Source organism: Acinetobacter sp. A47, from assembly GCF_000805455.1.
In the GTDB taxonomy this organism is placed as follows: Bacteria; Pseudomonadota; Gammaproteobacteria; order Pseudomonadales; family Moraxellaceae; genus Acinetobacter.
Genome location: NZ_JSUS01000009.1, coordinates 87,896 through 108,071, shown reverse-complemented (window position 1 = coordinate 108,071; position 20,176 = coordinate 87,896). Strand labels below are relative to the sequence as shown.

Sequence of the window (20,176 nt, the reverse complement as noted above, 5' to 3'; positions counted from 1 at the left end):
GCCATTTACCCTCACGATACTTTGATCTTTGCAGGCATCGGACTAGGTTTTCCGGGCCGGTCTTAAAGCGAAAATGCAAAGAGAGCATCAGGCTCTCTTTAAGATTAAAAGAATTATTTTAAATCCGGATCACCCTGTTTTAAGAAGAAACGTAATGCCATTTTTTGTACCCAGGTACCATAAGGCGGGTAGAACAGCTGGGTAGGAAAGAAACGGTGACGTGCAAACACTGTTTTTGCATGTGAAAGCTCGCGGAAGCCTTCTTCGCCATGATAGGTTCCCATACCTGAGTTGCCAATACCGCCAAAAGGTGCATCGTGATTGACAACATGCCAGCCCCAGTCATTGATGGTTACACCACCGGAGTGGGTCTGTTTCAGGATATTATCGCGTTCATGGGCATCCAGACTGAAGCAGTACAAAGCCAGTGGTCTTTCGCCTGCACGAATATACTGGATCGCCTCATCTAAAGTATCGTAGGCCACTACCGGCAGCACTGGGCCAAACAGTTCTTCTTTGAGAATGCGCATGTCTGGGGTGCAATTGAGCACAATATGGACCGGCATGCGCCGTGCATCTCTGGTCCGGTCATATTCGCCGCACACAATCACATCGGCACCTTTGGCCTTGGCATCCTCCAGAATATCCAGCAAACGGTTAAGATGCCGTTCGTTTATAATCGAGGTGTAATTGCTGTTACTGCTAAAACCGGCCCCATACATGGTCATAAAGCTGGACTGGCATTCAGCAACAAAGGCATCTACCTTTTCTTTGGGTACCAGCGCATAGTCGGGAGCCACGCAGATCTGGCCGCTATTGGTGGCCTTGCCGTGCAAGATCCGTTTTGCTGCATCTGCCAACGGATAGTTGCGGCTGACCAGGGCTGGAGATTTTCCTCCCAGTTCTAAGGTGACAGGGGTCAGGTGGTCTGCTGCGGCACGCATCACTACACGGCCGATCGCTGGCGAGCCGGTAAATATAATGTGATTAAACGGCAAGGCTGTAAACTGGGCTGGATCTACAATCTCTTCACCAAAAACGGCAACTTCATCTTCGGCAAAAATCTCGGCCAGCATACGTTTGATAACCGCATTGGTGGCCGGGGTAACTTCAGATAATTTGATCATTACCCGGTTGCCTGCAGCAATTGCCATAATCAATGGTGCAAGGGCCAGATAAACCGGGAAATTCCAGGGGACAATTACTCCCACTACGCCTTTAGGCTGGTATTGCACATGCAATTGGTTCGATAAAAACAATAATTCTGTATGACGTTTGCTTGGGCGCATCCAGTGTTTTACATGGTGAATTGCATGTTCGGCTTCCAGAACCAGCCCCAGCAGATCAAGCAGTTTGGTTTCATCTTTAGATCTTGAGCCAAAATCGGTATTCACGGCATTGGCAATGACTTCCTGATAACGGATGACCTGTTTCTTGATGGCAGATATTTTTGAACGGCGATGTTCTAAATCCGGATAGGGCGTTGCGTCAAAGGCAGCTCGTTGTTGGCGGAAAACGGTATGCATGTGTTCGGATGCAGCATCATTAAATTGTTGTGTTTGTAGAAGTGTCATTGTTGCTCCGTTCATGTTTATTAATAGAAGAGACTTAATAATCAATAAGTTTTATGGTTGACCCGAACAGAGGCCAACAAAAAGTGCCATTATTATGCCTGAATCAGCAAGGCATTAAGGTGAAAAAGCGTAAACGGGAGCAGTTTGATCTGAATAGGCCAGACAACACTGCCGGTATAATACATCGGCAAAAGACCCTTAGATAAACCGGTTAATCGGGCGCTGTCGGGTCGCATGCTTCAAGACTGGCAGATCTTTCATAAAATGAATATTGGTCAAGCAAAAATAAGAAAGTGCCGCTTAAATAAGAAGTAAAATTCTCAATATATGCAATTTTGACTATTTATCTGGTGACGTTGGGATTATAATCCAGAATGATGTTGAGGAGAGTAAATGCAGATTATATTTTACTCAGTATATTTTTTTAAGATCAATGAATGATATTTATTTTAATTATCATTTATCAGAATAAGTTAATTTTTAATCAAAAAATGCACCATAATGTGACATTATTTTATTGAATATAGGTCATTGAAAAAGCTTATTTAAATTTAAATAAATATATAAATTTTTAAAAATCATATTATTAACTATTTTCTTTTAAACTGAATTTTAAATCATTTTTCATGTGAATGAGTGCGTTAGGTATATAATAAAATTAAATGAATTGTATAAAGTTAAATCGCATAGAATCTGTGCTGAATTCGGGTAAGGTATTTACCCATAAAAAAAACTTATCAGGCTAAGGATTGCTTTAAATGCTGACTTTTTTAGGTATCAGCATGATCATGTGTTTCATGTACTTGATCATGTCAAAACGTCTCAGTGCATTGGTTGCATTAATTTTAATCCCTTTTATCTTCGCTATTATTGCCTGGGGCTTAGGTTTCTATTTTGAAAGTCTGAGTCATATTCAGCTGGCTGAGCTTGGAAATACCATGCTGGATGGTATTAAAAAGCTTGCTCCAACGGGTGTCATGCTGCTGTTTGCCATTCTATATTTTGCCTTAATGATTGACTCGGGTTTATTTGATCCTTCAGTACGATGGATTTTAAAGAAGGTCAAAGGCGATCCATTAAAAATTACGCTGGGAACGGTCTTTTTAACCTTGCTTGTGTCGTTAGATGGTGATGGTTCCACCACCTATATGATCTGTGTCGCGGCAATGATGCCACTGTACAAGCGTGTGGGCATGAATCCATTAATCATGACCTGCCTGATGCTGCTCTGTAGCGGTGTGATGAACCTAACGCCGTGGGGTGGTCCAACGGCACGTGCTGCCAGTGCGCTGCAGGTGGATGCAAGTGAAGTCTTTATTCCCATGATTCCATCCATGGTGATTGCGGCCGCATGGTTGTTCTTCCTTGCTTATCTCTATGGCAAATATGAGCGCAAACGTCTGGGCGTGGTTGAACTGGTCGATATTAGCCATGCAGATAATATCTCCATTTCAAAAGATCCAGAAGCACAACGTCCTCATTTACGCTGGTTTAACGGTATTCTCACACTGGTATTGATGGCTTCTTTGGTGAAAGGGATTTTGCCAATGTCGATCCTGTTTATGCTGGGCTTCTGTATTGCACTGGTGGTGAACTACCCATGTGTCAATATGCAGAAAAAACGGATCGCCATGCATGCAGATAGCGTATTGGCTGTGGTGGGGGTGATCTTTGCTGCGGGCGTGTTTACCGGGATCTTATCCGGTACAGGTATGGTTGAAGCAATGTCGAAAGGCTTCGTTGCGGTGATTCCGCCAAGTCTCGGGCCTTATCTGGCACCGATTACTGGTGTTCTCAGCATGCCTTTAACTTTCTTCATGTCGAATGATGCCTTCTATTTTGGTGTCTTACCAATTTTAGCGGAAGCCGCATCGCATTATGGCATTGCACCTGTTGAAATTGCGCGTGCATCGATTATTGGCCAGCCGATCCACTTATTATCGCCACTGGTTCCTTCAACTTATCTATTATGCGGACTGGCAGCAGTTGAAATGGGAGATCATCAGAAATTCACCTTGAAATGGGCATTTATTACCTGTTGTGTATTGATGGGTAGTGCTTTGATATTTGGTGTTTTTCCTTTTTATAATCTGTAGCTCTGATTATTCATGTGCTTTTATGTGGCATATATAAAAGCACAGCATTTGATTTGAATCCTTTTTATTTATTTTTTTGTTTGGAATATAGCGAAACAGGGTTGTTTTAATTTTTTTTGAGATGGTTAGGAAGACAACAATGAAGATGAAGATTTTATTCGTCACAATGATGAGTATTGCAGCAAGCTCTGCTTTTGCAGCACCAAAATTCTATGGTGAAATTGATGCCAGTCTGGACTATTTACCCGAGATCAATGCCCAATCATCTAACCGTGATGTTTGGAAAGTGAACAGTAATAGTTCATTTGTCGGGATTAAGGGGGAAGAAAAGTTAACCGAAAACCTGAGCGCGGTTTATTTGGCTGAATGGGCTTTTTATGCGGATGGTGATAAAACAGACTGGTCACAGCGCAACCGTTTTATTGGTTTGAAAGATGAGCGTTTTGGTACGCTTAAAGTCGGTAAACACAATACACCGTTAAAGGATTTATCTAGCCCGGTCGATAGTTTCAATAACTATATCAGTAATAAAGCTGACGTTACCGGGATTATGACCGGTGAGAACCGTGTCAATAATGCAGTAGTTTATGATTCTCCTGAAATTGCATTCTATCAAGGCAAGCTGGAGGCAAGTGTATTACTGGCAACAGGCGAGAGCAAAGGCATTGAAGATGATAAGCATGGCGGAGTGAATGTGGCCGGGCGTGGTTTGGGAGATGCCTGGTCTGCCTCATTGAGCTATAACCATCCAATGTTCCTTGTTGGTGTCGGTTATGATAAGGCAATTCCAAGTGATTTCTTGGGACATGGTTTATTAAATAGCAAAGATACAGAAACTAAGGTGGATGAGGTATTTGCTGCAGCCGATACGGTACGTGTGATTGGGCGTGTGACGCCAATTGAAGGACTGGCATTAAAAGCTTTATATCAAACCTCTAAAGTGAATTTAAAAAAGGGGTATGATGAAGGGGCTACTGATATTGATGATGCACAAGGCTGGTTAATCGGTGCTGAATACAAGCTGCCAAATCAGTCGAAATGGGCAGTCAAGGCTCAATATAGCCAGAACTCAACTAGTTTTAAAAATGGTGCAGCTGACTTTGATGCCAAACAGTTGCTGGTGGGTACAGACTATTCATTCAATAAGCAGGTGAAAGTCTATGGTTATGGCGGATATTCAACCTTTGAGCAGGCGAGTGCCAAAGACAAGCAGCCTGTAGTCGGTACAGGGTTAGAGTTTAAGTTTTAAACGTGAAGGACAGGCTGAATAAATAGAGGAAAATGAGACTGTTTATTCGGCCATGTTATTTGGGCTGCAAGCAGGCAAGCCATGTGGCATGACCCGTGTTAATGCCGGAAAATCTGAGAAAAATAAACCATAAAAATTCATAATTCTTACACTTTCCCCCGGTATGGTGGCGCTATAAATCTGTCATGGATAGTAGGGATAGCGACGGAAAATGATTTTTAAAGAGTTAAATATTTCTTTGTTTAACAGCGTAAATACTTTTGCGAAGGATTTTCCTGTTTTAGACAAGATCGTAATTTTTCTGGCAGAAGACCTGAATACGGTTTTTATCAGTTTTCTGGTATTTTTGCTGCTCATGCAGTGGAAGACCTATGGGGGGCTATTTGCAAAAACCTTGCTGATCGTTTTGTTGTCACTGCTATTAAGTGATTTGATCGAATTTTTTTATCATCATCCTCGACCATTCCAGTTGCATTTAGGCGATAAACTGATTGGACATGGTGCAACCTCTTCCTTTCCGAGTCAGCATACTTTAACGGTTGTAATCATTGCCTTTTCCTATCTGCTGGCCGGATTTAAAAAGATTGGTGTGCTAGGTCTGGTGGTGAGTCTGGTCGTTGGGGCATCCCGGGTTTTTGTAGGCGTCCATTTTCCTTTCGATATCGTGGGTTCTTTTATCATTGGCTTTTTACTGGTTGTTGCCACCAATTATGCTGTAAAAGAAATGACGTTAAGAATCAGACGTATCCGTCCCATCCGTGTGATCGATTAGTTTTGCGTTATACCTCAACGAAAACGGAGCAGATGCTCCGTTTTTTTATGGTTTATCTGGCAGGCTGGATATCCAGTTCAAAGGTCCAGGTGGTGGCGCTGGAGGCATTGGCAGGATCGGCATAGTGAATATCGGTCAAATGGAGCCGTGCATAACTGTTGCCTTTATTGCCACGGATGAGGCTTGCACTCTCGGGATTGGCTTTCAGCATATGGGCTGCTTGCAGGCCATCTGCTTGTGCTGCACTTAAGGTTGGATAATAGTTGTACCAGCCATATGAAAGTTTCTGAGGATATGCTCCCTTAAACGTCGGATTTAAAATGGAGTTAATACTGTTAGAACCCCATTTGATATTGCTGGTGTTGACTGCGGCTTTCAGATCGGTTTCTGTTGTGACATAGGCGTGACTGTCCTTGAACTTTTCAATGACCGGTTGACCATCGGCAGAATAGAATCCGGCAGGTTGTGAGGCAATCATGCTACCGACTCCCTGATTCTGCTGGACATTATAGCGGTTAAAGGCGAGTTGCCATGGTCCGGTTGCATTTTTTGAGCTCATGCCTGTAGTGAGATCAACATAATTCCAGCCTTGTGTCGCATCAATCGTCAAGGTCTTGATATCATAAGGCTGCTGGGTATTGATATAACGGATTGAAATATAACCTGAGGTTGAGCCTTGGTAATAATTATAAATCTGTACTGCAAACACCGGTTTTTCGTAGGTACCGATCACGGCCTTGGAGCTTGAATCGGTCGTCACAAGGAAGGTTTTAAAGTTTGGTGACATGCGGTGATCACCAAATAGGTTATATTCAAAGAAGCTATTGTTACCTGATGCGCTATCCATAAAGGCATTGCTATAAGCATCTAAACTCCATGCCTGTGCCGGCAGGCTGCCGCCTTGGGTAGCATCTTTTTCTTTAGACAGATTTGCCCAGGTCGCATCAAAAGGCGAATAGAGCACCCCGCCATTCCCCGAGCCACTGACCCCGCTGTTGCTAAACAGCAACGGGGTGCGCGTGCCCATGGCAAACTTGAGATCCCAGTCATTGCCACTACAGGAAACTTCGGCCTGAGTATCAATATCATAACAGTACGTTTGATTTGCTGTTGGTGTTATGCTCCATTGCTTGCCTTTTAGGCTAAACAGATCGGTACTGTTGGCTGGCGGTGGATTGCCGTTTCCATTGTGGCCAGATGAGCCGTCACCGCCACCACCACAAGCGATCAGAAGGCCACTTAAGGTACTTAAAGCAAACAGCTTGGCTAAATTGAGTTGAGACATTCTTGATTGATCCTTTGAAGATTATTTTAGGTCACTGTTCCAGTTAAAGCGAAGCCCCATGTAGGTATAACGTCCGGCAACCGGGCGGTAATCTACAGCGCTAGAAAAATTACGTTGTTCATTCAATATATTGTCGATACCTGCAAAGGCGCTGACGTAGCGGTTAATGCGATAGTCCACCTGCGAGTCAAAAGTCACCCAGGCTGGCGATTGTTGTTGATTGTTGCTATCGCCGTATTCGCTGCTTTGATAACGGCCGCGCAAGGTCAGATCCAGTTGATCGTTCAGGGCATAATCGGCACTTAGACGTGCAATATGTTTAGGGCGTCGTGTGAGCAGGGTATTGCTGGTTTTATCTCTGGCTTCGGTATAGGTATAGGCACCATTCAGGGCCAGATAAGGGGTCAGATACCATTTGGCCGAGGTTTCAATGCCTTTGGTTTCGGCCTTGGCAACATTGCTATAGCTATACTGGGTAATGCCATTTCGTGTTGAGGCATTGTCATAGTCGATCTGGATCAGGTCCTTGACATCGTTCCAGAACAGGTTGATATCGGCATTCCAGTGTTCTTTCTGTATCAGGTTCAGCCCGACCTGATAACTGTCTGAAGATTCCGGTTTCAGGTTGGGGTTGCCAATGACAATATAGCCGAGGTGACTATGGTCGAAAGAGTAAAACCTTTCTTTTAAATTCGGTACACGATAGCCCTGTCCATAGCTGAAGCGCAGGTCGGCGAGCAGGTCATGCTGATCATAAAACCGGTATTTCGTACTGAACTTAAAGGCATTGTGATCGCCAAAATCATCATCATTCTGGAAACGCCAGCCCAGCACCGCATCAACATTCTGTACGAGATGCACATCATTTTGTACATAGAGCTCATGACGATCCCGTTTTACGGAGCCGCCTTGCATCTCGATTTTACCGTTATTGCGTTGCTGTAATTTTTCTTCATGCCAGTCATAGCCCAGTTGCCAGTTTTGCCTGTTCCATTCAGGTAAGCTGAGTTGTGAGCTGAAATGATTATTTTCCTGATGTGAGTTCCTCAAAGCAGACAGGTAGCCATCCAGGGTTTGTGTTGAGGTTGAGTCATAGGTTTCATGAACGGCTTTTAACTCGAGACTGGTATTTTTAGGCAAGTTAAATTGTGAACCTGCACTGAAACGTTGGCGTTCGATATCCTCAATTTTGTATTGTTTTAAATAAAACGGCGGAACGAAATTCAGGCTGCGTTGCTGGTCTTTTTCTTTATATTCGTTGAAATCTGCCCACAGCATAAACTGATCAGAAGGCTGCCATGCCCCGTAAAAGGCATATTGCTGTCGTTTTTGCTCATCGCCTTGTTGAGGATAGTCTTTCGGTTCGACCGCAAAGCCATGGTTACTAAAACGGTCAGCCATAAGGCGACCCTTCAGGCTGGCATTGGCAGCTTCAATGCTGACTTTCTGATGGTGATTGTTGATCGAGGTACTTTTACCATTCGCATTCTGTTTGCCATAAGTCCCGATATCGACCTGTCCGGAAATGGCAACGCCATTCTGAACCTTTCTGGTGATAATATTGATGACACCTCCCATTGCCGATGAACCATACTGGGCCGAGGCAGCCCCCTTGATCACTTCAATATGTTCAACCCCGGCGACTAAATACTGTTCCAGATCAACAGTCGAGCTGGTACTGGCTGCCAGAGGCAGGCCATCGATCAATACCAGTACCTGATCACTACTGAGACCTTGCAAGGAAATTTCATAACCGGATTTGCCATGGATTTCGCGTAACAGGATGCCGGGAACATTTTCCAGTGCATCTTTCAAGGTGGTGGCATTGGTTCTTTTTAATTCTTGTGCATCAATAATTTCTGTCCGGATCGGACTGTCTATTAATTTTTTTTCTGAGCGTGTTCCCGTGACCACAATGGTATCGAGTACATGCAACGGAGCGGTAGTGGCTGTGTCGGCTGGTGATTCGGCTGCATAAGCAGCAGGGGAAACCAGACCTGCGGCCAAAAGGGAAGCAAATAAAAAACTGGGCTGAGAAGCCGGCTGAGGAGAACGTGTATTCACAATATTTAATCGCAATGAAAATTATTCCATAATTTAAATGGTAATCATTCTCACATTAATTTACAATGCTTAACAGGTTTATTTCAAAAAGATACAGGCAACTGAACGAGGGGAAGTTGCTTTATTTAATTGATTCAGTAATTTAGCGTCAAGTTGAGATTTTTTATATGAAGCTTAAGTTATCTTATGGTTTTGTGACTGCATTGATGATGGGGATCAGCAGTGTGTATGCTGCACAACAGCCAGTCAAATTGGCAGATGCTTTACAGCAGCAATCCTTGCATCAGCAGCTGACCCAGGAACAGGCCCGTCAGGCCATCCTGAAAATGGCCGGGGAATACAAAGTCGATTTTCGCTTTGAAGAGCTTTATTCACTTAAACCGGACTATAAAATTAAAAAAGATGACCTGTCTAGCGGTTATGAAACCGTTATGGTTCTGGCCGATACACCGGATAAAGTTTCGTTACAGCATATTCTGGTTGCCGATGGGCATGTGGTGAAGCACTGGCGTCAGGACTGGGAATATGAACCGGCCAGGATGTGGAGCTACATTGGTGATTATCGCTGGAAAAGTATTGATTTAAAGCCTGAAGAGCGTAAAGGCAAATGGTTACAGACCGTCTGGCAGGTAGATGATTCTCCGCGTTATGCCGGGCTGGGCGTATGGAGCAAAGACAATGGTGCTGTTGAATGGATATCGAATGAAACTTATCGTCCGTTACCGCGCCGTGAGCATACAACGCGTAATGACTATGATGTGATTATCGGGATCAACCGGCATGCCTTAACTGCAACCGGGTGGGTGCATGAGCAAGACAATATTAAATTCGATACCCGTAGTAATACACCGCTTGCCCGCGAGCTGGGCGTCAACCAGTACAACAAGGTTGAAGGCCATGACTTCAAGGCTGCGTATGATTACTGGAACAAGAATAAGACTTATTGGGGAGCTGTCCGAACAGCCTGGGCAAATGCATTTAACCAGAACCAGATCGTGGCATTAAAATTCGCTGGAAAAAATGAGAAGTCGCATTTTAGCTATTTTAATGATCAGGCAAAGTCGGTGGCAGGCAAGAACATGAAAATGGAACAGCTGCAAACTCAGGCAAAAACCTTACTCAACCAGCAACTTGTAGAAGGCAAGGTCAATTAAAATCGGGCTATGCGCTCAGCGGGACTCGAACCCACGCCGGTCGCTTAGGAGGCAACTGCTCTATCCAGTTAAGCTATGAGCGCATAATTTTATGATTATAAACAAAAAAGTGATTGCTTGTGCAATCACTTTTTGTGTCAGCCGATTTATTGTCAGTTTTCAGTCTGGCGGTTTAAGAACTTGTAAAAAATAAACATGAACACGATCCACACCGGAATCATCAGCACCGACTCTTTAAAGCCTTGTTGCCACATGATATACAGCACAACGCCAATAAATGCCAAGACCAGATAGTTACTGAACGGAGACCATAGCGCCGGATAAGAGGTCTTGATCTGGGCAGCCTTGATATGTTGTCTGTATTTTAGATGGGTCAGGCTAATCATTGCCCAGTTTAATACCAGAGCACCTACCACTACATACATCAGGTGGCCTAAGGCATCTTCAGGTACAAAGTAGTTTAGCAAGACACAGCCGAAAATCAGGAATGCAGAGAGAAGTACGGCTGGAACCGGGACACCTTGCTTGTTGGTCTTGGTAAAGATCTTCGGTGCATTGCCTTGTTGGGCTAAGCCAAAGACCATACGGCTATTGGCATACATTCCGCTGTTATAGACCGACAATGCCGCGGTCAGGATAATAAAGTTCAGCAGATGAGCTGCCCAGCCAATGCCCATCTGGCTGAAAATCATCACGAACGGGCTTTTATCCAGTCCGCCAAGATCGAGCTGGTTCCAGGGCACCAGTGACAGCAGAATAGCAAGAGAACCGACGTAGAAGACCAGAATACGAATCACCACCTGATTAATCGCTTTAGGAATGGTTTTCTTGGGTTCCTTGGCTTCAGCCGCTGCCATCCCGATCAGTTCAATTCCCCCAAAAGCAAACATCAGGAAAGCCAGCATGTAGAACAGGCCTTCAAAGCCGTTCGGGAAGAAGCCGCCATGAGTCCAGAGATTGCTAAAAGAAGCCGTTGAGTTGGCATCTGCGGTAAACAGCAGAAACAGGCCAAACAGGATCATGGCAACCACAGCTGTTACCTTGATAATTGCTAGCCAGAACTCTGATTCGCCATAGAATTTAACATTGGTCAGGTTCACTGCCGTAATCACGACAAAGAAAAACAAGACCGACTGCCAGGCGGGAATTTGCGGCCACCAGTAATTAATATATTTACCTACGGCAGTTAACTCAGTCATTGCCACAAGGATATAGAGCACCCAGTAGTTCCAGCCTGTGATAAAGCCCGGAAATTTACCCCAATATTTATAGGCAAAATGACTAAATGAACCGGCAACGGGCTCTTCGACAATCATTTCACCTAAATGACGCATGATGAGAAAAACAATCAGGCCGCCAATTGCATAACCCAAAATAATCGATGGTCCAGCAGACTGGATAATTTGCGCAGAACCTAAAAATAAGCCCGTACCAATCGCTCCACCCATTGCGATGAGTTGGATATGGCGGTTTTTTAGTCCACGCTGAAGTTGAGAAGAATCGTTGTTCAAAGGACTGAGCTCGACGAGGAATTAACTGGATTATTCTAATAGATTGATTGATTTTCGACTAGTAAAAGTACAGCATTGCCATGACTGGAAAGTTGCTTTTAAATATAGTTAAAAATCAATCATTTATTTTATTTTTTGACTTATTGTTGCTGTTTATTTGCACAGTGTGTTGATCGTCTTGTTTTTCCCGACGGATGGTGAGGTATTTCTGCCATTGTATAAGCCGTGAAAAGTTCTCACTATAATGAACAGATTTTACCCATGAAAATACATTCACGCAGCTTGGCTGCTCTGGTATTTTTAACGGCTGTGCCGTAATTTTAGAAACAGAATCCGGCTGCATCAAGAATATCATAAAAGGAAAATGGACATGAGCTCAGTACCGCAAATCAAAGTCGCTGCAACCTATATGCGTGGTGGCACAAGTAAAGGGGTATTTTTCAAACTGGATGATTTACCTGAAGCGGCACAAGTAGCAGGCAAGGCGCGTGATCAGTTACTGCTTCGTGTGATTGGGAGTCCGGACCCTTATGGCAAGCAGATTGACGGGATGGGTGGCGCAACCTCCAGTACCAGTAAAACCGTGATTCTGGCAAAAAGTTCAGAGCCAGACCATGATGTGGATTATCTATTTGGACAAGTCTCCATTGATCAGCCATTTGTAGACTGGAGTGGCAACTGCGGCAACCTCACCGCCGCTGTGGGCTCGTTTGCGATTTCTAATGGTCTGGTCGATGCCGACCGTATTCCTGAAAATGGTATCTGTACGGTACGCATCTGGCAGAAGAATATCCAGAAAACCATTATCGCGCATGTACCTGTGACCAATGGTGAAGTGCAGGAAACCGGTGATTTTGAGCTGGATGGTGTGACTTTTCCGGCAGCAGAAGTGCAGATCGAGTTTCTAGATCCTGCGGATGATGGCGAAGAAGGGGGGGATATGTTCCCGACAGGAAATGTTGTGGATCAACTGGTGGTTCCGGATGTGGGGACTTTTAAAGCGACCTTTATCAATGCAGGCATTCCAACCATTTTCCTGAATGCAGAAGAAATCGGCTATCAAGGCACAGAACTGCAAGATCATATCAACGGCGATGCCACTGCCTTGGCCCGTTTTGAGAAAATCCGTGCCTATGGTGCTGTCCATATGGGCCTGATCAAGGATATTTCCGAAGCGGCAGCACGCCAGCATACCCCTAAAATTGCATTTGTATCAAAACCGAAAAGCTATACCTCATCAAGCGGCAAGCACGTAGATGAGCGTGATGTCGATTTACTGGTACGTGCCCTGTCGATGGGCAAGCTGCACCACGCCATGATGGGAACGGCCGCTGTGGCAATTGGCACGGCAGCAGCCATTCCGGGGACGCTGGTGAATCTGGCGGCCGGGGGCGGCGAGCGTGAAGCAGTCCGGTTTGGACATCCGTCAGGCACCTTACGTGTTGGGGCACAGGCCGAGCTGATCGATGGCAAATGGGCTGTGAAAAAGGCCATTATGAGCCGTAGCGCCCGTGTATTGATGGAAGGCTGGGTGCGTGTACCGGGGGATACTTTCTGAGCAAATGCTTGAATTGTCTGATAAAGCCTTCATTTGAAGGCTTTATGTTTTGGAAGGGATTAAAGCTGCAAATGCAATTTCTGCTGACAAATTGTGTTATGATGTCGCCATTCTGGCAAGTCTTGTCATTTTCCTTCCATTAAGATTTCCCGAGGCAATTGTGTCATCTATTTCTCAAGTTAATGCGGATGTGTTAAAACAGGCTCAGCAACGTATTCAACAGGATTTATTGACTGCTTTGGCTGCATTTTCGATTCCAGAACCTTTAAAAGCAGCTGTTCATCATGCTGTCATGCTTGGTGGAAAACGTATTCGTCCAGCTTTGTGTTATGCGGCAGCGTCAATACAACCCAATCAACACTTTGCTGCTGTCCGCCGTGCGGCAGTTGCAGTTGAACTGATCCACTGCTATTCAATGGTACATGATGATTTGCCTTGTATGGACGATGATTTGCTGCGTCGCGGACAGCCAACCTGCCATGTTGCATTCGGTGAAGATATTGCCGTGCTGGCTGGTGATATTTTGCAGTCGATGGCTTTCGAGGTTTTAGGAAGCCGTTTGTTTGATGAGCAAGGTCAGGGAACTGATGCTGCAATTGTGTTGAAGCAGGTACAGATTTTAGCGACGGCCAGTTCAAAAATGGTATGCGGTCAAATTCTTGATTTGCAGGCGGAAGGGGAAGGCAAGCAGATTGACCAGGCCGAATTGGAAAATATTCACCGCAATAAAACCGGTGCCTTGATTCAGGCTGCCATCATGATGGGGGCTGTAACCCTGTTTGGTGGTACAGATCAGGCCATTCCTCAACTACGTCAGTTCGGGCAAAGCATTGGTCTGGCTTTTCAGGTGCAGGATGATATTCTGGACATTACAGCCAGTACAGAAACTCTGGGCAAAACGGCAGGCAAGGATGAGCAAATGCAGAAGTCGACCTATCCGGCCCTGATGGGATTGGAACAGGCACAAGCTTATGCCCAAAGCCTGCATGATCAAGCCTTTGAAGCCTTGGCGTATTTTGGTGAAAATGCGAAACAGTTGCTTGAAATTTCACAATTTCTACTGGCACGTAAAAGTTAGCAAGCCCGGCATTTTTCTAAAAGTATTCATGCTATAAAAGACCATTGTGATGGTCTTTTATTTTTGGGAAATCATAAAATGCAAACCTCAGTCAACACGGCAGATACTCCCTCTCTACACGATCTGGATGGGCTTGCCGAAATATTTAATGCCTATCGGGTTTTTTATCAGCAAGCCAGTGATCTGGCTGGTGCCAGACAATTTATTGAAGACCGCTTAAAACATAAAGATTCAGTATTGTTTATCCGGAAAAACGACACCAACAAGATCATTGGTTTTGTACAGCTCTATCCGACTTTTTCTTCAGTATCACTTGGCAAGGCCTGGATTTTAAATGATCTGTATGTAGAGCAAAGCTATCGTCGACAAGGAATTGCAGCGTCTTTAATGCAACAGGCCATCGACTTTGCGCAACAAACAGATGCCAGATTTATTGCACTGGAAACGACAGCGGACAATATAAAGGCCCAGACGTTATACCGTAAACTCGGTTTTCAGGAGCAATCGGAAAGCCGGTTTTTTGCCATTGCCTTTCCATCGGACTGATTGCATCTGTTCGGTCGGGATACTCAAGGCCCGCTCAACAAAACCGGATTCAATCAAAGTAACCGCTTTATAATAAGGTCAAATCACGCTCATTGTAGAGCAGGGAAGAAAACTGAATGCAACAGGATCAACTTGAACAATGCGCCTTGCACTATGGACAAAATCTGGCCTTTGCAAAGCAGTCCCGGCCTTTTGGTCCTGATTTTGAAGTGTTTAAAGTCTTTGACAAGATGTTTATGTATATCGGGGTCAATGCCGGACAACTGATTGTCACGCTAAAATGCCAGCCTGAAAAAAGTCTGGAGTATCAGGAGCTGTATCCTTCTATCTCTGCAGGTTATCACATGAACAAGAAACACTGGATTTCGATTGCCAGTGGTCCGGAGATTACGCCTGATCTGGTTCAAGACCTGATTCAGGATTCATACGATCTGGTGCTAAATACGCTCCCGGTCAAGACCCGAAAGCTGATCGGAAAAGCTTAAACAAATAAAGCAGCGGAAACGCTGCTTTATTTTTTATGGAGACATCAGGCCTAGTGCTTGCCCATAATCCCGCGAATGGTATTGAGTACATCGGCAGGAAGTACCACGGTTTTTGCATTGTTCGATTTGGCCAGATCTTGCATGGCTTTTACATATTGCTCACCGAGCAAGTAAGCCACAGGAATTTCTTTATCGCCTACCGCACTGGTCACCATCTCAATGGCACGTTGTGATGATTCTGCAAGTACAACCTGCGCTTCTGCATCACGACGAGAGGCTTCCAGACGACCATCCGCTTCCAGAATGGCGGCCTGTTTTTCACCATCTGCCTTGGTGACGGTCGCGCGACGCTGACGTTCGGCGGCAGCTTGTGCTTCCATCGCAGCCTGCATGGTATGGGACGGCTGGATATCCTGAATTTCAACGGTTTTCAGGGTAATACCCCAATCAGAAATATCATCAGAAATGGCTGCTTTAAGTTTTGCCTTGATATGATCTCGTGAAGACAGCGCATCATCCAGATCCATTTCACCCACGATCGAACGCAGTGAGGTCTGCACCAGATTTTGAATGGCCCAGGTATAGTTTTCAATCCCGTACACCGCTTTTTCAGGTGTGGTCAGGTTGATATAAGCTACGGCGTTCATGACCAGCACGGCATTGTCGCGGGTAATGACTTCCTGTGAAGGAATATCCAGAACAATATCCTTGGTGGTAATTTTATACGCTACTTCATCCACATAAGGAATCACGAAGTTCAGGCCTGGACTCAACGTGGTATGGTATTTACCTAAACGTTGTACAATCCATTTATAACCTTGGGGAACTATACGTACCCCTTTAAAAATAGTAACACCGATAAAAGCTAGAAAAGCTAAGACGACAATCGTACCGACAGACATTAGAAACCCTCTTTGTGTTTATGACGTATGAGGTTGAACGACTAAATCATTGCCCAAAATATCAACCACGCGAACGCGATCACCGACCTGTACCGGACTGGTACAACGGCAGTGCCATTCATCGGAACCTAAGACAGGGATCGGGAAGCGTACAATAATTTGTCCGTGGGCCAGTCCGGTCTGGATCACCATACCGACCTGACCGATGGTTGCTTCGCGAGGGAGTCCTGCCTTGGTTTTATCAATCGACAGCGGCTTGATAAATTTGAACCAGAGAATCGTACATAAAATAGACAAAATACCCCAGGTAATGACCTGAGTGGTAAAACCCATCATCGGGAAAAGCCACAGCAATATACACACCATGACTGCTGCGATGCCAAACCACAAGGCAGCAAAGGCAGGCAGAATCAATTCTGAAAGAATCAGTAAAATCCCTAATACAAACCAGTGCCAAGGTTCAACTACAAATTCCATAGATTTGCTCGCATGACTAAACAGAGTAAAGGTGAAAAATTATTCACCTTTAGCACTGTAGCAGATGATTATCTTTATGAATATAAAAAGATTGTTTTTTTAGGCAGGAAGGCTGCCGATACTTAAGGAACTTGTGCATACTGCAAGTTTCCGCAGGTCTCGGCAGCGGTTTAGGCCGTTTTTAGAATTTTGCGCGTGGTGCCGGTTTTAGGGCAGCCGGGGATTTTTTGAAGCTCGTAATTGCATTTTGAATTGCTGTGATCTTGGCCTGAGCTGCTTTTTCACCTTCCAAGATGGCTTCATTGCTCGATTTAAGATCCAGTACACCCAGATGGCCTACTTTGGGTTGAATCACCACGGTGGCCTGATTCAGTTCTTCATTAATACTTTGCTGTCCCATGATATTAATGGTCTGGTCTAACAGGCCCCACATACTGAGCGGTTTGCCGCCGACCGGACGGGCAGAAATATCCACCGCAATTACGATATCAGCTCCCATATCTTTGGCGGTTTTGACCGGAATCGGGCTGACCAAACCACCATCTACATATTTGGTCTTGCCGATGACCGCTGGCACAAATACATTGGGAATACTGCAAGAGGCACGTACCGCCTGACCGGCATTGCCTTTAATAAACTCGGCTTTTTTACCACTGTCCAGACGGGTGGCGACCGCAGCAAAACGGATCGGGAATTGCTCAATCGGCTTATTGCCGACCTGGTTGTTCACATAGTTTTGCAGTTTTTGGCCCAGAATAATACCTTGACTATTGAGGGTGAGATCACGTAAATCCGACTCTTGCAGTTTCAAGGCAAGGTTCTGCATTTGATAAGGTGTTTGACCGCTGGCATAAATACTGCCGACAAAGCTACCGGCACTGGTGCCTGTCACGATTTTTGGTTTGATGCCATGTGACTCGAGTACCTTGATGACACCAATATGGGCAAAGCCTTTGGCACCACCGCCGCCTAATGCCAGTGCAATAACTGGCTCACGCGCCTGAATAGCAGACGTCGGGGGAGTTTTCTTTACAGTTTGGTCACAACCATATAAAGCCAGACCAAGAACAGTCAGGCAGGATAAGCGAGCAATGTTCATAACAAATGCAGATAAAATGTACAAAAAAAGATGGGCACATCAGAGCAGATTTGCCCCTAATTTTCTAGTTTTTTTTCACAAGTTTTTGTAAGGGTTCGGCCAGCCAGTCCGGGTTCTTGGCAGAGAAATGCCCGACATAGCGCTGCATGATCTGTTCGAGGTCTTGCTGATAATGCCCGGTCGGGGTAAAGGCACCCAGACAGTAAATGGTTTTATGGTCATAATCAAAAGCAAACATCACGATTGGAATGCCGGCTGCATGGGCAATATGATAAAAACCGCTTTTCATTTTCTCGGCTTTTTTGCGTGTACCTTCCGGCGCCATGCCGACCCAGATTTTGTCGTGCTGCTGAATGGTCGCGACCACCTGTTCTGTCAGGCCATGGGCGCTATCGCGACGAACCGGAATCAGTCCGGCCCAGTTGAGCAGCGGCTGCAGTGGGGGCTTAAACAGGCTGTCTTTACCGAGCACGGTAATTTTCAGTCCCAAGCCTCCAATTGCCAGAAAGCCGTACCAGCCATCAATATTGGAGGTATGTGGCGAAATGATGGCGACAGCTTTAGGCAGGTTAGGAATTTCACCGACCACCTTCCAGCCTTGTGCAAGGAACAGTTTTTTACATAATGCCCGGCTATAGGCTGTTCCACGTTGGGGAACAAGAGGGGGTAAATCTGGAAAATATTGTGACATAAATGCATATAAACCAAGACAGCTATATGCATGTTAAACGCTGATGACAGCGACTGCATTGGCAAAAAATAAGATTTTATTGCCAACATAATGAAAGGATTGGATACTAAAGCCCCCCAAATTGTCCCGCTACGGAATCTTCCAATGCCGAATCTTCGACAGGTTTACATTTTATTGTTTTCTCTGTACTGGGCGCAGGGCTTACCTGTCGGTTTTATGACCCATGCATTGCCTGTGATCTTGAGGGCGCAAGGGGTTTCTCTGGCACATATTGGCGGTTTCGGCTTGTTGATGCTGCCCTGGTCGGTCAAGATTTTCTGGGCGGCTTATGTTGATCAGGTGGCTTTGTCCCGATTGGGGCACTACCGTAGCTGGATTATTCCGACGCAATTGTCGAGTGTGATCATCCTGATCATTTTGTCCTTCTTCCCGATTCAGGCACTAGACCAGCCCGGTTATCTGCTGGTCTTTTTTGTCCTGCTCTTTGCAATGAACCTGACGGGTGCAACTCAGGACATCGCCACAGATGGTCTGGCGGTGAACCTGCTCAAAACCGACCAGCAACATTGGGGCAATACCTTTCAGGTCATCGGTTCACGTCTCGGTTTTATTGTAGGGGGCGGGGCAGTGCTCTGGTGTCTGGACTGGTTGCAATGGCAAAAAACCTTTCTGGCCCTGGCCTTACTGGTATTGCTCAATACCTTGCCGGTTCTGTTTTATAAAGAACCGGTTCATGCCTTCTTTGCCCCAAGGCCGGAGGCTGGTTCTGTATCATTGCGACAGGCAATCAGAACCTATCTGGGATACTTTCAATCCACACCAGAATTAAAAGCATGGTTACTGGTCTTGCTCAGTTTCAAGGTGGCCGATGGACTGTCAGGTCCCGTGTTAAAACCGCTCATGGTCGATATGGGATTGAACTTTACCCAGATCGGGGTCTATATCACCATGCTCGGAGCTGTGGCAGCACTTGCGGGTGCGGGGATGGCCGGGTTACTGCTCAAGCATTATTCCAGAACTGCCTGTTTAACGGTTTTCTCTATTTTGAAAATAAGCAGTTTGATGGCGTATGCCGTGCTTGCCTATGGATATGAAGCCCAGATCCAGATTGCGCCAGTGTATGTATATGCAGTCAATGCGTTTGAAGATGCTTGTTCGGCCATGTTGCTGGTGGTCATGTTGACACTGGTCATGCAATATAGTCGCAAGCAGCTTGCTGGAACAGACTTTACCTTTCAGGTTTCCCTCATGGCGACGGTCAGTGGTGGACTGTATCTGATCAGTGGTGTCATGGCAGAGCTAGCGGGTTATTCCCATTATCTGGGAGTGATCTGTGCAATTTCAGTCCTGTGTTTATGGCCCATTTATTATTGGAAAAATCAAGTCCGATAAAATTTCTTTATTACAATTTTATGGCTAAATAGATCAGTCCTGTAACAACGTCTGACCGCGTGCTTTGAGGCTTATCAGCAGATGAGTCGTTTTGGGGCAGATTTTCATAATTTTTGAATATTGAAATTTACTGGAAAAGTATTATTTTATGTGTTGCTTAATTTATTGATAAGGAAATTAATTTATTAAAATATAAAGGGATAGAAAGAAAAATTAGTAGACAGCTAAAATGTATAAAAATTA

The 20,176-nt window shown here is 45.1% G+C and carries 17 protein-coding genes and 1 tRNA gene; 9 read left to right on the top strand and 9 right to left on the bottom strand.

Annotated elements, in window-relative coordinates:
• Positions 1–113: 113 nt before the first annotated feature.
• A complete protein-coding gene (locus OC23_RS03380) occupies positions 114–1,574 on the bottom strand; it encodes a coniferyl aldehyde dehydrogenase (RefSeq protein ID WP_038342811.1) in 1,461 nt (486 codons plus the stop codon).
• 758 nt (positions 1,575–2,332) lie between these two features.
• Here OC23_RS03380 and OC23_RS03375 point away from each other — a divergent pair.
• From OC23_RS03375 to OC23_RS03365, 3 genes are all read left to right on the top strand, one after another.
• Positions 2,333–3,670: a CitMHS family transporter gene (locus OC23_RS03375; RefSeq protein ID WP_038342810.1), complete on the top strand. Its 1,338-nt coding sequence runs from the start codon at positions 2,333–2,335 to the stop codon at positions 3,668–3,670.
• Positions 3,671–3,809: 139 nt separating this feature from the next.
• Positions 3,810–4,919 (top strand): porin, encoded by a 1,110-nt coding sequence (locus OC23_RS03370; protein WP_038342808.1) that lies wholly within the window; start codon positions 3,810–3,812, stop codon positions 4,917–4,919.
• Positions 4,920–5,130: 211 nt separating this feature from the next.
• A complete protein-coding gene (locus OC23_RS03365) occupies positions 5,131–5,691 on the top strand; it encodes a phosphatase PAP2 family protein (protein ID WP_038342807.1) in 561 nt (186 codons plus the stop codon).
• Positions 5,692–5,743: 52 nt separating this feature from the next.
• Here OC23_RS03365 and OC23_RS03360 read toward each other — a convergent pair whose 3' ends face one another.
• Positions 5,744–6,976, bottom strand: a complete 1,233-nt coding sequence (locus tag OC23_RS03360) for an HmuY family protein (protein ID WP_038342806.1) — start codon at positions 6,974–6,976, stop codon at positions 5,744–5,746.
• 21 nt (positions 6,977–6,997) lie between these two features.
• Positions 6,998–9,055: a TonB-dependent receptor plug domain-containing protein gene (locus tag OC23_RS03355; protein WP_081407289.1), complete on the bottom strand. Its 2,058-nt coding sequence runs from the start codon at positions 9,053–9,055 to the stop codon at positions 6,998–7,000.
• A gap of 152 nt (positions 9,056–9,207) precedes the next feature.
• Here OC23_RS03355 and OC23_RS03350 point away from each other — a divergent pair, with 152 nt between their 5' ends.
• On the top strand, positions 9,208–10,194 hold the full coding sequence (locus tag OC23_RS03350) for a DUF6607 family protein (RefSeq protein WP_038342805.1): 987 nt from the start codon (positions 9,208–9,210) through the stop codon (positions 10,192–10,194).
• A gap of 10 nt (positions 10,195–10,204) precedes the next feature.
• Here OC23_RS03350 and OC23_RS03345 read toward each other — a convergent pair.
• Positions 10,205–10,277: transfer RNA gene (locus OC23_RS03345), tRNA-Arg, on the bottom strand.
• Positions 10,278–10,346: 69 nt separating this feature from the next.
• The gene (locus tag OC23_RS03340) at positions 10,347–11,705 is read right to left on the bottom strand and encodes an amino acid permease (RefSeq protein WP_038342804.1); all 1,359 of its coding nucleotides are present in this window, start codon (positions 11,703–11,705) and stop codon (positions 10,347–10,349) included.
• Positions 11,706–12,075: 370 nt separating this feature from the next.
• On the opposite strand from OC23_RS03340, the gene prpF reads away from it, so the two are divergent.
• The 4 genes from prpF to OC23_RS03315 all read left to right on the top strand — a co-directional run bounded on the left by prpF (position 12,076) and on the right by OC23_RS03315 (position 15,372).
• Positions 12,076–13,263 carry a 2-methylaconitate cis-trans isomerase PrpF gene (gene prpF / locus OC23_RS03330; RefSeq protein WP_038342802.1) on the top strand — a complete coding sequence of 396 codons (1,188 nt, stop codon included), beginning with the start codon at positions 12,076–12,078 and terminating at the stop codon, positions 13,261–13,263.
• A 160-nt stretch (positions 13,264–13,423) separates the two neighbouring features.
• Positions 13,424–14,341 (top strand): polyprenyl synthetase family protein, encoded by a 918-nt coding sequence (locus tag OC23_RS03325; RefSeq protein ID WP_038342921.1) that lies wholly within the window; start codon positions 13,424–13,426, stop codon positions 14,339–14,341.
• A 78-nt stretch (positions 14,342–14,419) separates the two neighbouring features.
• Complete coding sequence (locus OC23_RS03320; protein ID WP_038342801.1) at positions 14,420–14,887, top strand: GNAT family N-acetyltransferase; 468 nt, start codon at positions 14,420–14,422, stop codon at positions 14,885–14,887.
• A 116-nt stretch (positions 14,888–15,003) separates the two neighbouring features.
• On the top strand, positions 15,004–15,372 hold the full coding sequence (locus OC23_RS03315; RefSeq protein WP_038342800.1) for an MmcQ/YjbR family DNA-binding protein: 369 nt from the start codon (positions 15,004–15,006) through the stop codon (positions 15,370–15,372).
• 50 nt (positions 15,373–15,422) lie between these two features.
• On the opposite strand, the gene OC23_RS03310 is transcribed toward OC23_RS03315, so the two are convergent.
• The 4 genes from OC23_RS03310 to OC23_RS03295 all read right to left on the bottom strand — a co-directional run bounded on the left by OC23_RS03310 (position 15,423) and on the right by OC23_RS03295 (position 18,541).
• Positions 15,423–16,274 (bottom strand): SPFH domain-containing protein, encoded by an 852-nt coding sequence (locus OC23_RS03310; protein ID WP_038342799.1) that lies wholly within the window; start codon positions 16,272–16,274, stop codon positions 15,423–15,425.
• An 18-nt stretch (positions 16,275–16,292) separates the two neighbouring features.
• Positions 16,293–16,751, bottom strand: a complete 459-nt coding sequence (locus OC23_RS03305) for an NfeD family protein (protein ID WP_038342797.1) — start codon at positions 16,749–16,751, stop codon at positions 16,293–16,295.
• Between the two features lie 181 nt (positions 16,752–16,932).
• Positions 16,933–17,850 carry a patatin-like phospholipase family protein gene (locus tag OC23_RS03300; protein WP_038342795.1) on the bottom strand — a complete coding sequence of 306 codons (918 nt, stop codon included), beginning with the start codon at positions 17,848–17,850 and terminating at the stop codon, positions 16,933–16,935.
• A gap of 64 nt (positions 17,851–17,914) precedes the next feature.
• The gene (locus OC23_RS03295; RefSeq protein WP_038342792.1) at positions 17,915–18,541 is read right to left on the bottom strand and encodes a lysophospholipid acyltransferase family protein; all 627 of its coding nucleotides are present in this window, start codon (positions 18,539–18,541) and stop codon (positions 17,915–17,917) included.
• A gap of 144 nt (positions 18,542–18,685) precedes the next feature.
• On the opposite strand from OC23_RS03295, the gene OC23_RS03290 reads away from it, so the two are divergent.
• Entirely contained in the window at positions 18,686–19,933 is a 1,248-nt protein-coding gene (locus OC23_RS03290) for an MFS transporter (protein WP_038342791.1), read from the top strand.
• Positions 19,934–20,176 lie beyond the last annotated feature (243 nt).

Excerpts from the sequence above, each read along its gene's own strand:
- OC23_RS03295 (WP_038342792.1), bottom strand. The coding sequence starts at position 18,541 with ATGTCACAATATTTTCCAGATTTACCCCCTCTTGTTCCCCAACGTGGA.
- OC23_RS03370 (WP_038342808.1), top strand. The coding sequence starts at position 3,810 with ATGAAGATGAAGATTTTATTCGTCACAATGATGAGTATTGCAGCAAGC.
- OC23_RS03350 (WP_038342805.1), top strand. The coding sequence starts at position 9,208 with ATGAAGCTTAAGTTATCTTATGGTTTTGTGACTGCATTGATGATGGGG.
- OC23_RS03365 (WP_038342807.1), top strand. The coding sequence starts at position 5,131 with ATGATTTTTAAAGAGTTAAATATTTCTTTGTTTAACAGCGTAAATACT.
- OC23_RS03375 (WP_038342810.1), top strand. The coding sequence starts at position 2,333 with ATGCTGACTTTTTTAGGTATCAGCATGATCATGTGTTTCATGTACTTG.
- OC23_RS03305 (WP_038342797.1), bottom strand. The coding sequence starts at position 16,751 with ATGGAATTTGTAGTTGAACCTTGGCACTGGTTTGTATTAGGGATTTTA.
- prpF (WP_038342802.1), top strand. The coding sequence starts at position 12,076 with ATGAGCTCAGTACCGCAAATCAAAGTCGCTGCAACCTATATGCGTGGT.
- OC23_RS03320 (WP_038342801.1), top strand. The coding sequence starts at position 14,420 with ATGCAAACCTCAGTCAACACGGCAGATACTCCCTCTCTACACGATCTG.
- OC23_RS03310 (WP_038342799.1), bottom strand. The coding sequence starts at position 16,274 with ATGTCTGTCGGTACGATTGTCGTCTTAGCTTTTCTAGCTTTTATCGGT.
- OC23_RS03290 (WP_038342791.1), top strand. The coding sequence starts at position 18,686 with ATGCCGAATCTTCGACAGGTTTACATTTTATTGTTTTCTCTGTACTGG.
- OC23_RS03360 (WP_038342806.1), bottom strand. The coding sequence starts at position 6,976 with ATGTCTCAACTCAATTTAGCCAAGCTGTTTGCTTTAAGTACCTTAAGT.
- OC23_RS03300 (WP_038342795.1), bottom strand. The coding sequence starts at position 17,850 with ATGAACATTGCTCGCTTATCCTGCCTGACTGTTCTTGGTCTGGCTTTA.
- OC23_RS03380 (WP_038342811.1), bottom strand. The coding sequence starts at position 1,574 with ATGACACTTCTACAAACACAACAATTTAATGATGCTGCATCCGAACAC.
- OC23_RS03315 (WP_038342800.1), top strand. The coding sequence starts at position 15,004 with ATGCAACAGGATCAACTTGAACAATGCGCCTTGCACTATGGACAAAAT.